This window comes from Stieleria maiorica, from assembly GCF_008035925.1.
In the GTDB taxonomy this organism is placed as follows: domain Bacteria; phylum Planctomycetota; class Planctomycetia; order Pirellulales; family Pirellulaceae; genus Stieleria; species Stieleria maiorica.
Genome location: NZ_CP036264.1, coordinates 6389039 through 6406822 on the forward strand (window position 1 = coordinate 6389039; position 17784 = coordinate 6406822).

11 protein-coding genes are annotated in these 17784 nt (G+C 60.8%); 6 read left to right on the plus strand and 5 right to left on the minus strand.

What is annotated here, in order from left to right:
- Positions 1-108 precede the first annotated feature (108 nt).
- The 3 genes from Mal15_RS21675 to Mal15_RS21685 all read left to right on the plus strand — a co-directional run bounded on the left by Mal15_RS21675 (position 109) and on the right by Mal15_RS21685 (position 6057).
- Positions 109-1644, plus strand: coding sequence for an efflux transporter outer membrane subunit (locus tag Mal15_RS21675; protein WP_147869686.1), 1536 nt, complete (start codon positions 109-111; stop codon positions 1642-1644).
- Positions 1631-2890, plus strand: a complete 1260-nt coding sequence (locus Mal15_RS21680) for an efflux RND transporter periplasmic adaptor subunit (RefSeq protein ID WP_147869687.1) — start codon at positions 1631-1633, stop codon at positions 2888-2890. The genes Mal15_RS21675 and Mal15_RS21680 overlap by 14 nt, the downstream gene beginning before the upstream one ends.
- 92 nt (positions 2891-2982) lie before the next feature.
- A complete protein-coding gene (locus Mal15_RS21685; RefSeq protein WP_147872306.1) occupies positions 2983-6057 on the plus strand; it encodes an efflux RND transporter permease subunit in 3075 nt (1024 codons plus the stop codon).
- Between the two features lie 98 nt (positions 6058-6155).
- Here the strand turns inward: Mal15_RS21685 and Mal15_RS21690 are convergent, their stop codons facing one another.
- Positions 6156-6929, minus strand: coding sequence for an AraC family transcriptional regulator (locus Mal15_RS21690; RefSeq protein WP_147869688.1), 774 nt, complete (start codon positions 6927-6929; stop codon positions 6156-6158).
- 272 nt (positions 6930-7201) lie between these two features.
- Between Mal15_RS21690 and Mal15_RS21695 the strand changes: the two genes are divergently transcribed.
- From Mal15_RS21695 to Mal15_RS21705, 3 genes are all read left to right on the plus strand, one after another.
- Positions 7202-10282: a DUF1553 domain-containing protein gene (locus Mal15_RS21695; RefSeq protein WP_167546970.1), complete on the plus strand. Its 3081-nt coding sequence runs from the start codon at positions 7202-7204 to the stop codon at positions 10280-10282.
- A 25-nt stretch (positions 10283-10307) separates the two neighbouring features.
- Positions 10308-11774, plus strand: coding sequence for a DUF1501 domain-containing protein (locus Mal15_RS21700; protein ID WP_147869690.1), 1467 nt, complete (start codon positions 10308-10310; stop codon positions 11772-11774).
- A gap of 163 nt (positions 11775-11937) precedes the next feature.
- Positions 11938-12789: a carbohydrate-binding protein gene (locus Mal15_RS21705; protein WP_147869691.1), complete on the plus strand. Its 852-nt coding sequence runs from the start codon at positions 11938-11940 to the stop codon at positions 12787-12789.
- Positions 12790-12822: 33 nt separating this feature from the next.
- Here the strand turns inward: Mal15_RS21705 and Mal15_RS21710 are convergent, their stop codons facing one another.
- The 4 genes from Mal15_RS21710 to Mal15_RS21725 form a co-directional block, all read right to left on the minus strand.
- The gene (locus Mal15_RS21710; protein ID WP_147869692.1) at positions 12823-13083 is read right to left on the minus strand and encodes a hypothetical protein; all 261 of its coding nucleotides are present in this window, start codon (positions 13081-13083) and stop codon (positions 12823-12825) included.
- A gap of 390 nt (positions 13084-13473) precedes the next feature.
- A complete protein-coding gene (locus tag Mal15_RS21715) occupies positions 13474-14193 on the minus strand; it encodes a phytanoyl-CoA dioxygenase family protein (protein WP_147869693.1) in 720 nt (239 codons plus the stop codon).
- A gap of 16 nt (positions 14194-14209) precedes the next feature.
- The gene (locus Mal15_RS21720; protein WP_167546971.1) at positions 14210-15658 is read right to left on the minus strand and encodes a sulfatase; all 1449 of its coding nucleotides are present in this window, start codon (positions 15656-15658) and stop codon (positions 14210-14212) included.
- Between the two features lie 258 nt (positions 15659-15916).
- On the minus strand, positions 15917-17704 hold the full coding sequence (locus Mal15_RS21725; RefSeq protein ID WP_147869695.1) for a LamG-like jellyroll fold domain-containing protein: 1788 nt from the start codon (positions 17702-17704) through the stop codon (positions 15917-15919).
- Positions 17705-17784 lie beyond the last annotated feature (80 nt).

Consider the following 17784-nt stretch of genomic DNA (forward strand, 5'->3'; position numbering starts at 1 on the left):
TTCAAAATGACGTACGGCGCCGGGCAAAACTAGAGGGATTACCGTATTCGCCCACATTGAAGGAACTTGGGCTTGTCGTCACCCCGCGGCGAATTCTAGATCTGGGGCATGATCCGTCTCGAACCACTCCGCGCCCGCCAATATGGGTGGATTGCCGCCCTGCTGCTTTCCACACTGGTCGGCTGCGCCGGTCGCGAGGTGGCGGGGACGTTTCGAAACGAGTCTCCGCCGCCATTTTCCGCGAGCGGTCAGGAAGTGGTGCCGGACCGCTGGTGGGTGACGTTTGATGATCCGGGACTGAACCGCCAGATCAATGAGGCGTTGGACAACAATTTTACACTCGCCGCTGCCTTGGATCGGTTGTCGGCGGCCCGCGCTTTGACCCGCCGCGAGGCGTCGGACCTGTGGCCGGACGTCGACGGCGTGGCGGAAATCGCCAGCGTTTTCGGGCCCGGTCGGGATCGCACCAGTTACACGCTGGGGTTGGATACGTCCTACCAGGTGGACCTGTGGGGGCAAATTGAATCGCGGGTCCAGGCCGAGCGGCTTCGCGCGTCGGCCACCCGGGCGGATTATCACGCGATCGCGCTGACGCTGTCGGCCGAGATCGCGCGGACGTGGTTCTCGCTGATCGAGGCGCGTGCACAATTGGCCCTGGTCGAAGAACAGATTGACACCAACCGCAACGGAGTCATCGCCCAGGAGCTCAAATTCGGCGCCGGTGAAGTCGGCGGCCCCGACGTTCTCCGCCAACGTCAGTTGGTCGAATCGACGCTGGAGCAATCGGTCGTCGTCAGGGCGCGCATCGAGGTGCTGGAACACCAGCTGGCCGTGTTGCTGGGCGAACTTCCCCAACAGGCCAGCTATTACACTGGGGCGGAATTACCGGCGTTGCCGCCGCTGCCGGACACGGGATTGCCGTCGGAGTTGTTGCAGCGCCGCCCCGACGTTCGCCGCGACTACTTGGCCTTCATGGCAGCCGATCGTGATTTGGCGTCGGCCATCAGCGCCCAGTATCCGCGTTTGAATCTCAGCGCTTCGGTCCTGAACATCGCCGAAAAGCCCGAAACCCTGTTCCGGGATTGGTTCGTCGCGATCGGCGGACAATTGATCGCGCCGCTGTTTGACGGGGGGCAACGTCGCGCCGAAGTCGACCGCACGGCGGCGCTGCTGCGGCAACGATTTAACGAGTATGGCGAGACGATGCTGACGGCGTTTCGGGAAGTCGAGGACAATTTGGCGTTGGAACGGAATCAATTGCAGCGTCTGAAGCATCTTGAACTGCAATCCGAACTGGCCCGTCAGGCCTCCGATCAGCTACGTCGACGCTACCTGTTCAGGGAGGCGGATTACTTGGACGTGCTCAGCGCGACCACGGCCGAACAACGATTGCAGCGCGAAACCTTGGCGGCTCGACTAGAATTACTCCTGATCCGTGTCAGCCTGTACTTGGCGTTGGCCGGAGATTTTGACACTCAACAGACAGAGCAATTAGAGTTACCGGCGTCGGCCGTCCCCGTTGACGAGGCTGTTGGAGAGGGCGTCGGCGGCGCGAGACCTGAACCGCTGCCGGAGCCGGCTTCGGAACTTGAGGAACTTTTACGGTCGGTGGAACCCTTCCCTGCAATCGATGGCAAACAATGACACCCCGCAGCGACAAACCCTTTGGCGCCTGCTCCGCGTCGCCGGCAACGCCCTGGCCTGTTTCCTGATTCTGGGCGCTTCGGCCGCCGCGATCGTGGTGATCAACCGCACCGAGCCGACCGCCCAACAGATCAGTGCGACACGCAAATCGGCCGCACTGGTCGAAACGATTTCCGTCCGCCGTGGCACCTTTCGCCCCCGTTTGTCGGTCCTCGGGACGGTGGAACCGGCCCAGGACATCGTGCTCAGCCCGCGGGTCAGCGGTCCGGTGATCGAATTGTCCCCCCGGTTCGTCCCCGGCGGGATGGTCCACGCCGGCGACCTGTTACTGCGGATCGACCCCGCCGACTTCGAAAACGCGCTTTCGATCCGAAAGAGTGAACTGGAACAGGCCAAAGCGTCGCTGGAAATCGAACAGGGCCGGCAAAGTCTGGCCGAAAAAGAACTGTCATTGCTGGAGGGGACGATCGGCGACGCCAACCGATCCCTGGTGCTCCGCGAACCTCAAATCGCATCCATTCGGGCCGAGTTCAGCGCGGCCCAAGCGGCCGTCGAGCGGGCCGAGTTGGATTTGCAGCGAACCAGCGTCGCGGCCCCCTTTGATGCCCAAATCCTCAGCCGTTCGGTCAACGTCGGTTCCCAGGTCTCCCCCGGCGATGAACTCGCCCGACTGGTCGGTATCGGTGAATACTGGGTGATGGCCGCCGTCCCGGTACGCAGCCTGCCATGGGTGCAGTTTCCCGGGCCGGTCGACCAGGAAGGGGCCGGCGGTTCGAAAGGGTCGGCCGTGCGATTGCGAAACCCGGGTGCCTGGCCACCGGGGGCCGAGCGACTCGGACAGGTCGCACGCATGATCGGTACGCTGGACCAGCAAACGCGTTTGGCCCGCGTGCTGGTCACCGTCCCCGATCCGCTGGGGGAATCCGACCAGGCACCGCCGCTGATCCTGGACACGCTGATCGAAACCGAAATCGAAGGCAAACCGATCGAAGACGTGGTGCGGCTGGATCGAAAGTACATCCGTGACAGCGACACGGTCTGGGTCATGAAAGACGACGTCCTGGAAATCCGCGAAACCGAGATCGTTTTCCGCGACGCCGAGTACGCGTACATCCGCCAGGGGCTCGCCGACGGCGAAGAAGTCGTCGTGACCACGCTGGCGACGGTGGCCGATGGAATCGGGCTGCGCAAAATCGACGACGCGTCCGATCCGGCGGCTGGCTCCGACGAGGAGTTGATCCAGTGACCCAAGTTGCGGAATCGCAGGACACGCCGTCTGCCGAGGTCGATGTTCCACCGCCGCCGGATCATCCGTCGCATCGCGGACCGATCGCATGGATGGCCCGCAATTCGATCGCCGCCAATTTGCTGATGTTCATCTTGCTCGGTGGCGGAGTCTGGTCGGCCATCGTGATCCAGAAGGAAGTCTTTCCACAGTTCGAACTCGACATCGTCGAAGTCAGCGTGGACTATCCCGGCGCCGCCCCGGAAGAGGTCGAGCAAGGCATCTTGCGACCGATCGAGGGCGCCGTTCGCTCGGTCGAAGGGATCCGTGAAATCACCAGCGAAGCCCGCGAAGGCCGCGGCGAAGTGCTGATCGAAATCGTGGCCGGCGGGCAGCGGATGAAAGCGTTCCAGGACATCGAGCAAGCGGTCAGCCGGATTCGCACCTTTCCCGATCAAATCGAACAGCCCGAGGTGCGGTTGCAATCCGAGCAGCGCGAGGCGATGCAGGTGGCGATCTATGGTCCGGTCGACATCTGGACGCTACGCAAACTGGCCGAACAGCTGCGCGACCAATTGCAAGCCAACGACCAGATCACCCAGGTCGAACTGCGACGGGTACCGGCGTACGTCACCCACGTGGAAATCCCGCGTCAGCGGCTGCGTGAGTACGGGCTGACGTTGCCCGACGTGGCGGACATCATCCGAACGTCCAGCCAGGACGTGGCGGCCGGTTCGGTCCAGACCAGCGGCGGCGAGATCCTGTTACGTGTCAAAGCACGCAAACAGTGGGCCGATGAATTCGCGGCGATGGAAATCGTGACCGGACGCGACGGCCCGGCCGTCACCCTGGGGGACATCGCCACGATCCGCGACGGATTCGAAGAAGTCGGCTTTCACTCCCAATTCAGCCAAACGCCGTCGGTCGAACTGGATATCTTTCGCACCGGTTCCCAATCGCCGACGGATGTCGCCGAAGCGGTCGAGCGGACGATGCGGGCCTTTGAAACCGGACTGCCGCCGGGCGTGAAGTGGCGCGTCGACCGAAACAACGCCGAAGAGTTTCGCCGCCGGCTGAATCTGGTTTTGGAAAACGCGGTGATGGCGGTCGTGATCGTGTTGGTGATCCTGGCGCTGTTCCTGGAAATGCGGCTCGCGTTTTGGGTCATGATGGGCATGGCCGTTTCGTTCGTCGGCGGGATCTTGTTGCTGCCCTTGGCGGACGTCAGCATCAACATGATCTCGCTGTTCGGGTTCCTGGTCGTGTTGGGGATCGTCGTCGACGACGCCGTCGTGGTCGGCGAAAACGTCTATGAGAAACGCCAACACAGCGACGATGACGAACAGGCTGCGATCGAAGGGACACGCGAGGTCGCCGGCCCGGTCGTCTTCAGCATCTTGACCAACATCGTCGCCTTCGTCCCGCTGATGTTTATCCCCGGCGAGACCGGAAAGTTTTGGGGACCGCTGCCGGTCGTCGTGATCCTGGTGCTGTCGCTGTCCCTGTTGGAATCGCTGTTCATTCTGCCGGCACACCTGGCACACGCGCGCGAGGGCGGACGAAAGAAGCACGGTTTGGGGGCAACCCTGCACCGCGGCCAACAAGCCTTCGGCCGGCTGTTCAATCGCGCCGTCGAGATCTTCTTCCGACCCGTTTTAGTCACCTGCTTGCGATTTCGATACGTCACCGCGTCGACCGCCCTGGCGCTGTTCCTGGTCGTCGGCGGATACGCCACCAGCGCCCACATGGGTATGATCTTGATGCCCGAGGTCTCCGCCGATGAAATCGAAGCCGGCGTGCGCATGCCCGTCGGCACCACCCAGGCCCAGGCGGCCGCGATCGCCAAAGCGGTGACCGATGCCAGTTTGCGGATGTTCGAAGAACACAACCTGTACGAGGTCGCCGAAGGCATCAAAACCAACGTCCGCGGCGAAAGTTTTATCGACGTGGAAATTGTCATGAAGCCACCGGACCAGCGTGACATGACGGCCGGACAAGTCATCGAACTATGGCGCGATTCGATCGGCGACTTGCCGGGCGTCAGCCAGGTGACTTTCGAAGCCGAACGCGGCCCCGGCGGTCACCGCCGCGCGATCAGCATCGACCTCAGCCACAGCGACATCGGCGTTCTGGAAAAGGCGTCGCAAGCATTGGTCCAGCGCTGCGAACGGTTCGCCAACGTTCGCGACGTCAACGACAGTTACAACAAAGGCAAGGTCCAATACGATTTCCGACTTCGCCCCGAAGGCCGCGCGCTGGGGCTGACCGATGAAGAGTTGGGCGAACAGCTTCGCGGCGCGTTCTTCGGTTCGCTGGCGCTGCGGCTGTTGCGTGGCACCAACGAAATCGAAGTCCGAGTGAAATTGCCGGAGGATCAGCGCGAGGACATCTATCACCTGGAGGACATGGTCATTCGCACGCCCTCGGGTGCCGAAGTGCCGCTGTTGGACGTCGCTGAATTGGATCAATCGTTGGCTTTTCGCTCGATCGATCGCCGCGACGGCCGCCGAGTGATCAACGTTTCAATGGATGTCGAACCCAAGCGCGCGGTGACCCAAGTGATCGAAGCACTTCGTAACGAAGAACTGCCGCGGTTGCGTGCGGATTACCCCGGGATCACGTGGAGTTTCGAAGGCAGCGATGCGGAGATGCGACGTGCCACCGCGTCGCTTTGGGGATCGTTCGGTCTGGCCCTGGCGGTGATCTATTCGCTGCTGGCCGTCGCGTTTCGCGGTTACATCCAACCGTTGATCGTGCTGGTCGCCATCCCCTTCGGGATCGTCGGCGCGGTCCTGGGACACATGCTGCTGGGTTATGACCTTTCGCTGGTCAGCCTGATGGGTGTGATCGCGCTTTCGGGTGTGGTGATCAACGACTCGTTGATCATGATCGATTATGCCAACCGTCGCCGCGAAGAACGACACACCGCGTTCGACGCGATCCTGCAAGCCGGACTGCGACGATTCCGGCCGATCTTGCTGACCACGCTGACCACCTTCGGCGGGTTGGTGCCGCTGATCTTCGAAGATTCCTTGCAAGCCCAATACATCATCCCGATGGCCATTTCACTGGGCTTCGGCATCCTGTTCGCAACCGCCATCATCCTGGTGCTGGTCCCGTGTCTGTACCTGATCCTGGAGGACATCCTGGCGATCGCGACGGGTAAGCGGGCAGAGCCCGAGTCGTGATCCCTCTCTAAGTACGACGGTCCCTTCCGGGCCGTCGACCGATAGACTCTCCGCGACGACTTGGAAAGGACGTCGTACCATGATCTTTGAATCGCCTCTCATTCCACGTCACGAAAACGTTTGCGATAGGCCAGCGGTGTCATGCCGGTGAAGCGGCGGAATCGTTTCGTGAAATGGCTTTGATCGAAAAAGCCGACGGCGACGGAGATGTCGGTGATCGAATCGGACGTGCGTGTCAGGCGGTCGCGTGCGTCTTGGATTCGGCGGGAAAGGATATATTCCGTCGGTGACATTCTTAGCAGCGTCCGAAAACGGTGATTGAACTGCGACGAGGACAGACCGGACATCTCGGCCAGGTCCTTCATCGACAGGGGCTTCGCGTAGTTTTCGTCGATGAATCGGATCGCCGGCGCCAGATCGCTGAAGAATGAGGCCTGTTCGGCGGGCGTGGCGATCGGGTACATCACGCCCGCGATTCCGATCACCTGGGCAGTCGCGGAAAAGAGCGGCGTCTTGGTAGAGACATACCACTGGGGAGTCCCGCGCACGTGGGGAACCAACCAAACCTGGTTGGGAATCGAGCGACGCAGTTCCATCACCCGACGGTCTTCGGCGTGGTACGCATCGGCCAGCGCGGGCGGCTGAAAGTCGCTGTCGGTCCGCCCGTAAAGCTCCTCGACGTCCGCCAATCCGAAGACGTCCGTCAGCGTGCGGGGGTTCACCGCGATGTAACGCTGGCGATGGTCCTTGGCGTAAAAGAGCACCAGGGGAAGGTGCTCGAAAAGCTCGATCACGCTGCGCACGCCGGGGTGTCGCTGCACAAACGCCTCGCTAAACGCCCGGCCGTTTCGTGGGGAGTCAGAATTCGGCATGGGATGTGATGCGGTCTGGGATCCGTGGGTTCGCGCTGCCATCCGTGGGCGATCGACCTTCCTGTGGTTCAGGGCAGCCAGAAAAATTTGCGATCCCCCCTTAGAATCCAATGACTAATATCGGCTTCGTTGCGGCGAAATGCATGGGCGACCGGCAAATCGTACCAAACTGGACCGGTGGATGTACAAGACCTCGGTGGGTGATCGGCTAGAATTAAGGGCGTTCAGAATGCCCACCTCCACCCGCATCGGCGGATCATCGAATGTTCCCTGTGAAGAATCTTACCATCGCATTAGCTTTTTGGCTTGCCCAGTGCCACGTCGCGGCGGTTTGGTCCGAGACACCGATCTCCTTTAATTCGGACATCCGTCCCATCCTCTCGGAGAATTGCTTCGCCTGTCACGGACCCGATGAAGCGGAACGTGCGGCCGATTTGCGGCTCGACCAGCGCGAACCGGCGATCGACTACGGCGCCCTCGTCGAAGGTAGCCCCGAGGACAGTTTGGTGATGGAGCGGATCTTGTCGGACGATCCCGATTTGATCATGCCTCCCCCGCATTCCCACAAGGTCTTGACCGCGGCGCAAAAGGAGTTGTTGGCCGAGTGGATTCGCCAGGGCGCGGAGTATGAAACCCATTGGTCGTTCCAGCCGCTGCCCGAGACGATCTCCATTCCCGAAGTCGTCGATGATTGGCCGCGGACCTCGGTCGATCCGTTCGTGGCTCGGATGCATCGGCAAAAGAAGCTTCAGCCCAGCGCCGAAGCGGACAAGGCGACTTGGCTGCGGCGGGTCACGTTCGATTTAACCGGGTTGCCCCCGTCGCTCGCGGAATTGGACGCGTTCTTGGCCGACGAATCGGGCGATGCCTATGAAACGGTGGTCCAGCGATTGTTGACGTCACCGGCCTATGGCGAACGCATGGCCGTGATGTGGTTGGACGTCTCTCGCTACGCCGACACGTTCGGTTACCAAAACGACATCCCGATGGAAGTCTGGCCGTGGCGAGAGTGGGTGATCGACGCCTTCAACCGCAACATGCCGTACGACCAATTCATCACCGAGCAAATCGCCGGTGACCTGCTGCCGGAGGCGACGGATTCCCAGCGGCTGGCAACCACATTCAATCGTCTGCATCGACAAACCAACGAAGGCGGTAGCGTCGCCGAAGAATTCCGGCTGACCGGCATCACCGACCGGACCACCACCGCCGGCACCGCGCTGCTGGGGCTGACGATGGAATGTTGCCGCTGTCACGATCACAAATTCGACCCGATCAAACAAAAGGAGTTTTATCAGTTGTCGGCATACTTTTCCGACGTCGATGAACTCGGTCTCTATTCACACTTCACCTTCTCCGCACCGACACCGGCGATGCTGTTGTACGAAGGCGACCAGCGACAACAGCACCAATCCGCCAAGCGAGCCATCGCAGACGCGGAGTCCGCGCTGGATGCGGCCATCGAGACGGCACGCGAGTTTTGGTTGTCGCGGGAAGACGAATTGATTGACACGTTGCCCGAGCCCCGCGCGGCCGCGTATGAGAACCCGCTCGACGGTACGGTTGATGGTGTCGTCGGCAAGGCCACGGTTTGTAATGGCGATGACGCGATTCCCTGTCAGGACGCACCGCTGTTCGGGCGGACGTCGGTGTTTTCGTACAGCCTGTGGGTTCGCCCCCAACAGCACCTGCCCCGAATGATGGTGCTGAATCAATCTCGGGCGGCCGAAGACGCAGCGTTTCGCGGGTTGGAACTGACCCTGGACCAAGGGCACCCACAGTTTTCGATGATCCACTTCTGGCCCGGAAACGCGTTGCGGGTGCGCGCCACCGAGCAGGTCCCGACCGACCAGTGGACCCACCTTGCGGTGACACATGACGGCAGCGGACGCGCCGACGGTGTGCGGATCTACGTGGACGGAAAACTGGCCGAAGTGGAAATCATTCGCGACAAACTTTCACGCGACGTCCGGCAACGAAAGGATTGGGGTGACCTGGACGTCGAAAAGGTCTCCTTGGCACTGGGGGCCCGTTTTCGTGACATCGGTTTTCGTGACGGACAGGTCGATGAATTGAAGGTGTTTGACGTCCAGCTCTCCTCGGCCGAAGTGCTTGCGTTGGTTGCCCAGGTCCGACCCGACGTCGCGCCCGGCGAAATCGACATCGAAGTCGCCCTTGAACATCAGCTGCTGACCGCGGATGAAGCCGTCGCCCAGACGCGTCGCGAGCTGGTTGAAGCGCGAGACACCGAAAACGAGCTCGTCGCCGACATCCGCGAGATCATGACGATGCGTCACTATGATGACGCACCACCGACGCACGTGCTCGGACGCGGTGAATACACCAATAAACTGGAACAGGTTTCACCGGCCACGCCCGCGCTTTCGGGCGGGCTGCCGGCTGCCGGACAGGACCGTTTGTCGTTGGCGAAGTGGATGACCGATCCACAGAATCCGCTAACGGCGCGTGTCATCGTCAACCGGATGTGGTATCTGTTCTTCGGCCGTGGGATCGTGGTCACCCTGGAAGATTTCGGTTCCCAGGGGACACCGCCCACTCACCCGGAACTGCTGGACCATCTGGCCCGCTCGTTGATGGACAACGATTGGGACCTGCATTGGCTGTGTCGCGAAATCGTGTTGTCGACGACTTATCGCCAATCATCCGAAGTCAACGACCCCAGCCTTTTCCAGCGTGATCGTGACAACGCATGGTTGACGCGTGGCCCCAAGTATCGGTTGTCTGCCGAACAGTTGCGTGACAGCGTCCTGGCGGCCAGCGGACTGTTGGTCAAAAAGATCGGTGGCCCCAGCGTGATGCCGTACCAGCCGGCGGGATTGTGGCGAGAATCGGGGACCGGCAAGTCGTACAATCAATCGACCGGTGACGGGCTGTACCGCCGCAGCCTGTACACGTTCTGGAAACGTACGGCACCGCCGCCGACCATGTTGACGCTGGACGCGACCAGCCGAGAAAGCTGTACGCCGCGACGTGAACTGACGACCACGCCACTGCAGGCGCTGGTGTTCTTGAACGACCCGCAATACGTCGAAGCCTCGCGCGTCTTGGCCGAATCGCTGGTAAAGTCCCATCCGACCGACCGCGACGCACGTTGGGAAGAACTTTTTCGACGACTTCTGAGCCGTCTGCCCAACGATGGCGAACGAATGGTGATCGGGCAACTGTATGACGAACAGCAGACGACGTTTTCAGAGACCCCCTCGCAAGCCGACGAATTCCTGAGTGTCGGTAATCGGCCGCTGCAAAGTTCGGCCGAGCGAAGTGATTTGGCGGCGACGACCATCGTGGTCCAAACCCTGTTTGCCTATGACGAAACCATCATGCTCCGTTAACCCTGACCAATAAGTGAGACCGACCATGAACGCGACAAATACACGACGCCATTGGCTGCAACAGTTTGGGATGGGGCTCGGAGGAATCGCCGCAACGCAATTGCTGCAGCGTGACCTGGCCGGTGCCGCCCCGGCCGGTGCGCAGGGCGCCGGACCGCATGGGGCCGGCGTCCGCAGCGGCGGCGTCGTCAACCCGACCCACCATGCCCCCAAGGCCAAGCGAGTGATCTATCTGTTTCAGGCCGGCGGCCCCTCGCAGCTGGAAACCTGGGACTACAAACCGCTGCTGAATGAAAAACAAGGTGAGCCGTTGCCCGATTCGGTTCGCCAAGGGCAACGTTTGACGGGCATGTCCGGTAACCAAGCGGTCCTGCCGTTGGCCGGGTCGGTTTACAAGTTCAACAGGCACGGTGAAAACGGGACCTGGGTCAGCGAATTGATGCCACACATGGCCAAGCAAGTCGACCAGATCGCGGTGGTCAAATCGATGTACACCGAAGCGATCAATCACGATCCGGCGATCACGTTTCTGCAGACCGGCAACCAACTGTCCGGCCGCCCCAGTATCGGCGCCTGGCTGCATTATGGGCTGGGCAGCGAGAACGATAACCTGCCCACATTTGTCGTCTTGGTCACCAAAGGCAAAGGCGGCCAACCGTTGTATTCGCGGTTGTGGGGATCGGGGTTCCTGCCGGCACGTTACCAAGGCGTCCAGTTTCGCGCCGGGAAGGAGCCGGTGTTGTACCTGTCGAATCCGCCCGGGATCTCCGCACAGGGTCGACGCAATATGCTCGATCGGCTGAACGACTTGCACCAGTTGGAACAGGACCGGTTGGGTGATCCCGCCTTGGCGACGCGGATCGAACAATATGAGATGGCGTATCGGATGCAATCGAGCGTTCCCGACGTTGCCAATTTGGGCGAAGAACCGCAAAGTGTCTTGGACATGTACGGTCCCGACGTGAAAACGCCCGGGTCGTTCGCGGCCAATTGTCTGTTGGCAAGACGGTTGGCCGAACGCGGCGTGCGTTTCATCCAGCTTTATCACCAAGGATGGGACCACCACGGTAACATTCCCAGTGGCATGAAGCGACAGTGCATGGACACCGACCAACCGTCGGCGGCGCTGCTGAAAGACCTGCAACAACGTGGGATGTTGGAGGACACGTTGGTGATCTGGGGCGGCGAATTCGGGCGGACAAACTATTCCCAAGGCACATTGACGGCAACCAATTACGGACGCGACCACCATCCGCGCTGTTTTTCCATGTGGATGGCCGGCGGCGGCATCCAGGGCGGCATCAGCCACGGCGAGACCTGCCCGTTCGGTTACAACGTGGTCTCCGATGGCGTCCACGTCCGCGACTTTCATGCCACGCTGTTGCACTTGATGGGCATCGACCACCACCGATTGTCCGTCAAATTCCAAGGGCTTGATGCGCGTCTGACCGGTGTCGAACCCGCACGGGTCGTCAACGAGATCCTGGCGTAGATGTCGCTGGGACAGGCTTCAGTGCGTAGTCAACTTTTGCTTTTGCGGTAGCGGAACTCGCCAAGAGTTTCGATTGCCTCGGCGTATCGCCGAAAGTCTTGGCGACTTCCGCTACAGTTGCAACCCAACGATCGACGAATCATTCCCCGTTTAATCATCCAATATGTTCATCCTCCGCAGCCAAGTCCCGATCATTGCGATCACCGCACTCCTCGCCCTGTGCACCTTTCGCTCGTCCGCCTGTGCCCAATCAGTCGCTCCGCCGCCCTCGCGCCCAGACGGTCTGCCCGCCCAAGCCAAGTGGATGCCGGGGCTCAGCGGTGACGACCTGAACGTTTACCGCGACCAGCAAACGTTGTGGTTGCACCCGACGCAGACCTCCCTGCAAGCACGCCGCGCAAACCTTCCGCGGCTTTGCGCCCCGATCCGATCACTCGGTTGGAACCGTGGCCAGGAAACCGAGTTGGTGTTTGTCCCCGAGCCGGACCACTGGCGGTTCACCTGGAAAGCCGCCGTCGCTTCCGAAGCAATGATCAAGATGGTGTTTGACGGCGATCCGGTCTTGCCCGAGAAAGTTTCACCGACCGGGCCGGCCGGAGACGCATCGGTGATGCTGCACGCCCACCATGCGTCCACCTTTGGCGAAAAACTGCGGTACGAACCCCAGTGGTATAAGAACACCGTCGGCTATTGGACGATTCCGGCCGACTATGCCACCTGGGATTTCAAACTGGATGAACCGGGGCGTTACAGCATCGCGGTGTTGCAGGGGTGTGGCGAAGGCCAGGGGGGCAGCGATGCCTTGATCAGCATTCGCGACGGAACGTCCACCGTCGCCGAGTTGTCGTTTCAAACGATCGACACAGGCCACTTTCAAAATTTTCGCTGGAACCACCTGGGTGACGTCACGGTGGCAAACGAAGGAACCTATCAATTGCGAATCGACGCTAAACGAATCGCCAAAGGTGCCTTGTTCGACGTCCGGGCGATCCACTTGGTCAAACAGGCCAAGTGACGCAGATTGACTGCTGTGTTGGACGATGTCCTTTCAATTGCCGCGTTCTTTGGCGGCTTCGATCAGGGCGTCGACTTCCATGACCTGGTCGTGGGGGACGCGATTGCGCTGGTACTTGTTCCACAGCACCTCGCGCAGGGATTCCAGATCCTCCAGCTCGATCACCGGAAACTGTGTCCATTCGGACTCCGACTTCAGCCGCGATTGAAGCTTCCATTTGCCGCCGTGTCGCATGGCGGTGACCAAGCGCGTTTCGCCCTCTTCGGTCTTCTCACGCCATTCGTGTTTCTTCATGATCCGTAAGTGGTTGTAGGACGGCCGTCGCAGCGACGCACTCCAGCGCACGTCGGTGACTAGCCTTTAGGCGATTCCCCTCGCTGCGTTGCAGCGAGACGCGACGGCCCGGAAGGGCCATCGTACGCGTCGCACTCCAGCGCACGTTGGCGTTTAGCCTTTAGGCGATTCCCCTCGCTGCGTCGCAGCGAGACACGACGGCCCGGAAGGGCCATCGTACGCGTCGCACTCCAGCGCACGTTGGCGTCTAGCCTTTAGGCGATTCTCCTCGCTGCGTCGCAGCGAGACGCGACGGCCCGGAAGGGCCATCGTACGCGGAAACGCGATTGTCCTGCGCATGCACGATTCCCATAGTATCGATACCACCCTAAATGCTGTCCACCCGCCGATTCAATCGCCGCGGACGAAATCATGCCACTGCATTCCGTCGGGCAACGTCGCCGACGCGGCGAACTCCAGGTGCAGAATCCGCCGATGACGCGTCGTGCCCGGATGGGAAGGGCCGCTGCTGTGGCTGATCAGAGGACGCATCGCCAGCACGTCGCCGGGGGCGGCGTGGATGTCAACGGCGGCCCCCAAGCCTTCACCTTCGCTGCCGCTCGATCGATGCGACCCCGGAATCACCCGCAGTGGTCCGTTTTCGCCGCTGACCTCGTCCAGGTGAATCCGCAGCGTCAGCAATTGCTTCAAAACGTCATCGCATGCGATCACGTGCGGCACGCCGGCTTTGGTGGTCGGACGGGAAAACGACGTTGACGTGATCGAATTGTCTTGCACCGCAATGGACGTGTCTTTGTGCCATGCCAGACCCCACGTGCGGTCCGGTGGCTTATCAAAAAACAGGGCGCGGACCAATCCGAAATCTGCGCCCAACTGTTCGTTCAAGAATGACCGCATCGGATCGTCCCGCCAAACGGTCTTCACCTCGGCAATCGAATCGATCAGGTTACGCGCCGCGTACACGTGACCACGACTGGATCGAGCCCGCACGCCACGGGTGTCATCATCAAAGGCCTGTCGACACGCATCGATCAGGCCCGTGATCGTCTTGGCGGGCACGGCGCTTTTGAGCAAGCAGAATCCGTCACGCTCCAGATGCCAGTCGTTCATGTCGGCCGCCGTGGTCCTACTTTCCCCGCTTCATCGCTTTTTGCAGCCCTTCGGCTTCGCCGTACAGCGGTGAATCGCTGCCGCGACTGCCCGGGACCATCGGTGCATCGTGGGCGGGGATCGATTCGCGATGCTGTTGGACGATTGCCGCCAATTCCGGATCGTTCGCGAGATTCTGGTGTTCGTCCCGGTCGGTGCGATGGTCATACAGTTCTTCCGATCCGTCGCGATAGTGGATGTAATGATAGTGCCGCGAATGAATCGAGTGGTTGCCGGGGCCGAAGGTACAAATCGCGGGATGATCCCACGGCGAAGTGGGATCGTTCAACAAGCCGGTCAAACTGTGGCCGTCCAGGCCTTCGGGCGCCGGCACCTGACACGACTCCACCAGCGTCGGGTAGACATCGATCAATCCCACCGGCGCATCGCAGCGGCGGCCCGTTTCGATCCCCGGCCCGGCGATGATCAACGGCACGCGGGTTGTGCGCTGCCACAGGCTGCGTTTGGCCCACTTGTTTTTTTCGCCCAGGTGGAAGCCGTGATCGCTGAAAAGCACCACGATGGTGTTGTCACCGAGCCCCGCCGCCTGGACCGAATCGGTCACCATGCCGACCAGATGATCGATGAATGAAATCGATGCCAGATAAGCGCGGACGGCATGTTTGTCTTCGCCGTGGTCTTTCATCCACTGATAGCGCGGAGCAGTCGGATTCAGACTCAACTGCACCGCAATCGGCGGCACGTCGTCCAGATCCTCATCGGGCACCGGCGGCATCACGAGCGTTTCCAGCGGATACATGTCGAACCACTTCTTGCTGGCGTAGATCGGAACGTGGGGCAGGTGAAAACCGACCGCCAGGAAGAACGGCTCGTCACGTTTGGCCAATTCCCCGATCCGCTTGGCTGCCCATGCAGCGGTGTGATAATCCCGTTGGTCTTCGTCGGCAAAGTCGACTTGGCCCCAGTCCCACGCGGGGTGCGACCCGGGTACGCGATACCGCAGTTTTTCGGTTTGTCCCGGCGCACGTCGGTAGCCGCGCGAGCGCTGGACGTGATCGAACGAGGCGGCATCGGCGGGCCCGTGAAAGATTTTGCCCATCGACTCGGCTCGGTAACCGCCAGCGCGAAAGTGTTGGAACATCGTCACCGCATCTCGGGTGATGTCCACGTCGCGAAATCCGGGAGCCAGAAAGTAGTGCCCGGTCGTCGAAGGCAGCTTGCCCAGCAACATGCTGATCCGCGACGGGTTGCAGATCGGTGCCTGACAATGGGCGTTGGTGAAATTCACACCGCGAGCGGCCAACTTGTCGATCTGTGGCGTTTTCACCTGGGGATGGCCGCCCAAACATCCCACCCAGTCGTTGAGGTCGTCGATGGCAATGAGAACCACATTTGGACGTTCAGCTGCTCTGGTAACGGCGATCGAAGCGGTCAACGAAACGGCTAATACGATGAATCGGATCATGGCGTGAAAACGACCTCTGGGGGGAATCGGCGGGTCTGGCATGATACCAGTTCTGTAACGCATGACGCGTCGGTCGAAGGCTGTGAAACATGTTGGTCAAAAGATTTAGTGGTCAAAAAATGGGGGAGACGGGACGGGGGCTTGTCAAAAGATGGTAGGCGATCCGTCGGCAGACTCGCACATCCGTTCCGACCAACTGCCTTCATTTTTTGACCAACCCATTTTTTGACCACCATTCCCTCGACGAAGTCGTTCCAACTACCTGACGCGAAGGGCTTCGACGGGGATCACCGCCATTTCGGCGCTGTTGAGGTTTGCCCTCCTTCCGCCGTTGTTGGAGAATCCGACGTACAGCTTGCCCTCGTGCTCAATCGCACAGGGATACGACAGACTCAACTGATCGGCGGATTCTCCCGGATGATCGCGGTGCAGGGATCGGCGGATGACGAACACGCGGCTGAATCTGTTTTCGTGCGGACGCGAAACGGCGATCGTCAGCGGTGATCGCTTTCCCCCGTTGTCCTTGGCCGTCGTACAGACCAGGTAGCGCTGCCCGGTGCTCAGAACGCCGGCGGCCGGTTTGGAAGTTGCCATGGGAAGGTTGCTCGGCCGGGACGGCGACCAGGTGCGGCCGTAATCATCGCTGGTCGCCGCCAGCGCCACCGCCGCGCCACCGTAGCGTGCGAGATTGACGACCGTCTGTCCATCGACAAACAGAGACGATTCGCCCCACATCCGCTTGACCGTGTTGTCGACGGGGATCGGGACCAGATCCCACTTAGTGAAGTCATCGCCATGGCTGATCGCGACGGCCGCCGGAAACGCCGCGTCGCCCGAGTAGCGTTTCCCCAGGAATCCTGGCATGATCCAGTTGCCATCGTCCATCGGCACGGGTTGATTCATCGGCCAGAAACCGCGCTCGAGCACGACGCCCAATGGTTCCCAATCGCCGGTCGCTTCGTCCAGCCGGTACGCACGCGTGTGGATGCGTTCCATGCGTCCGTAATAGGCGCCGTGAAAGGCCCACAGCGTTTGGTCGTGGGACAGGAACACACCGTGGCTGACGGCCAAATTGGGCTCTTCGCCGGCGTCGATGCTCATCAGCGAACCCCAGGTCTTTCCCGCATCGTCGCTGACACGATACTGAGCTTCTTCGGTGACGGTGTTTTCGTCGCCTTGATTGTGGCCGATCGACGCGAACAATCGCCCCCGGTGCCAGGCGAGTGAAACTCCGTGCAGAAACTTGTAACCGTCTCCCGGTTGGTCCCATTTTTTGATCACATGAAATTCAACGTCAGCCACTTCGGGCAACTCGGCAGCCTTCGCCAGTCGCGACGACTCGTCCCATAACTCAAACAGCGGTGGCGGTTCGGGAATCTCATGCGTCGCGGTCACCGGCCGATACAACGCCGCGATTTCAGCTGGTTGCAGCGCTCGAGACACAATCCTCGCGTCGTCGAGCGCCCCGAGAAACGTTTGGCGGAGGTGGCCATCGTCGTTCACGCCGCCGAGCGTCAGCGGTGCCGCGGTCGATCGGATCGGCTGAGTTAGCTTGACCGTTCCGGCGATCGCCCCATCGACAAATAATTCCGCACGATCCCGATGGACCACCAACCCCACGTGGTGCCAATGTCCCGGTTCGGGCTGCGGTCCGTCAATCGTCAGCCAGCGATTCTGCCACAGGTACAGCCGGAAACGCCCATCGCGGTCCAGCATCAACGACCACTCACGTTCCCCCAGCGAATAGCGATTCTTTGCGGCGATGATCTGCTGGTCGCGATCGATTGCATAGGGATTCACCCAAATCGACAACGTGAATGTTTCTGCGGAAGATACGTTCCCCGCTCCTTTCGCCTCGATCAACGATCCGCCATCAAGTACCAGACTTTTTCCGGCGGCCCCGCTTTCCGAACGGGCTGAACCATGAATCGCAATGTCATTCGATGCAACCGCATCGAGTGGCCAGTGAATCGAATCATCGGCATCTGTCGGCAAGGACAGGACACCGCAACACAAAAGGATCCCGAGGCGGGCAATCGTCGTCATGAATCATTCGTTCCTATCAATCGGGTAAACTCTTGGGTAGCCGGCCTCACGTTGGCACTTAACCGCAACGCCGCCAAGTT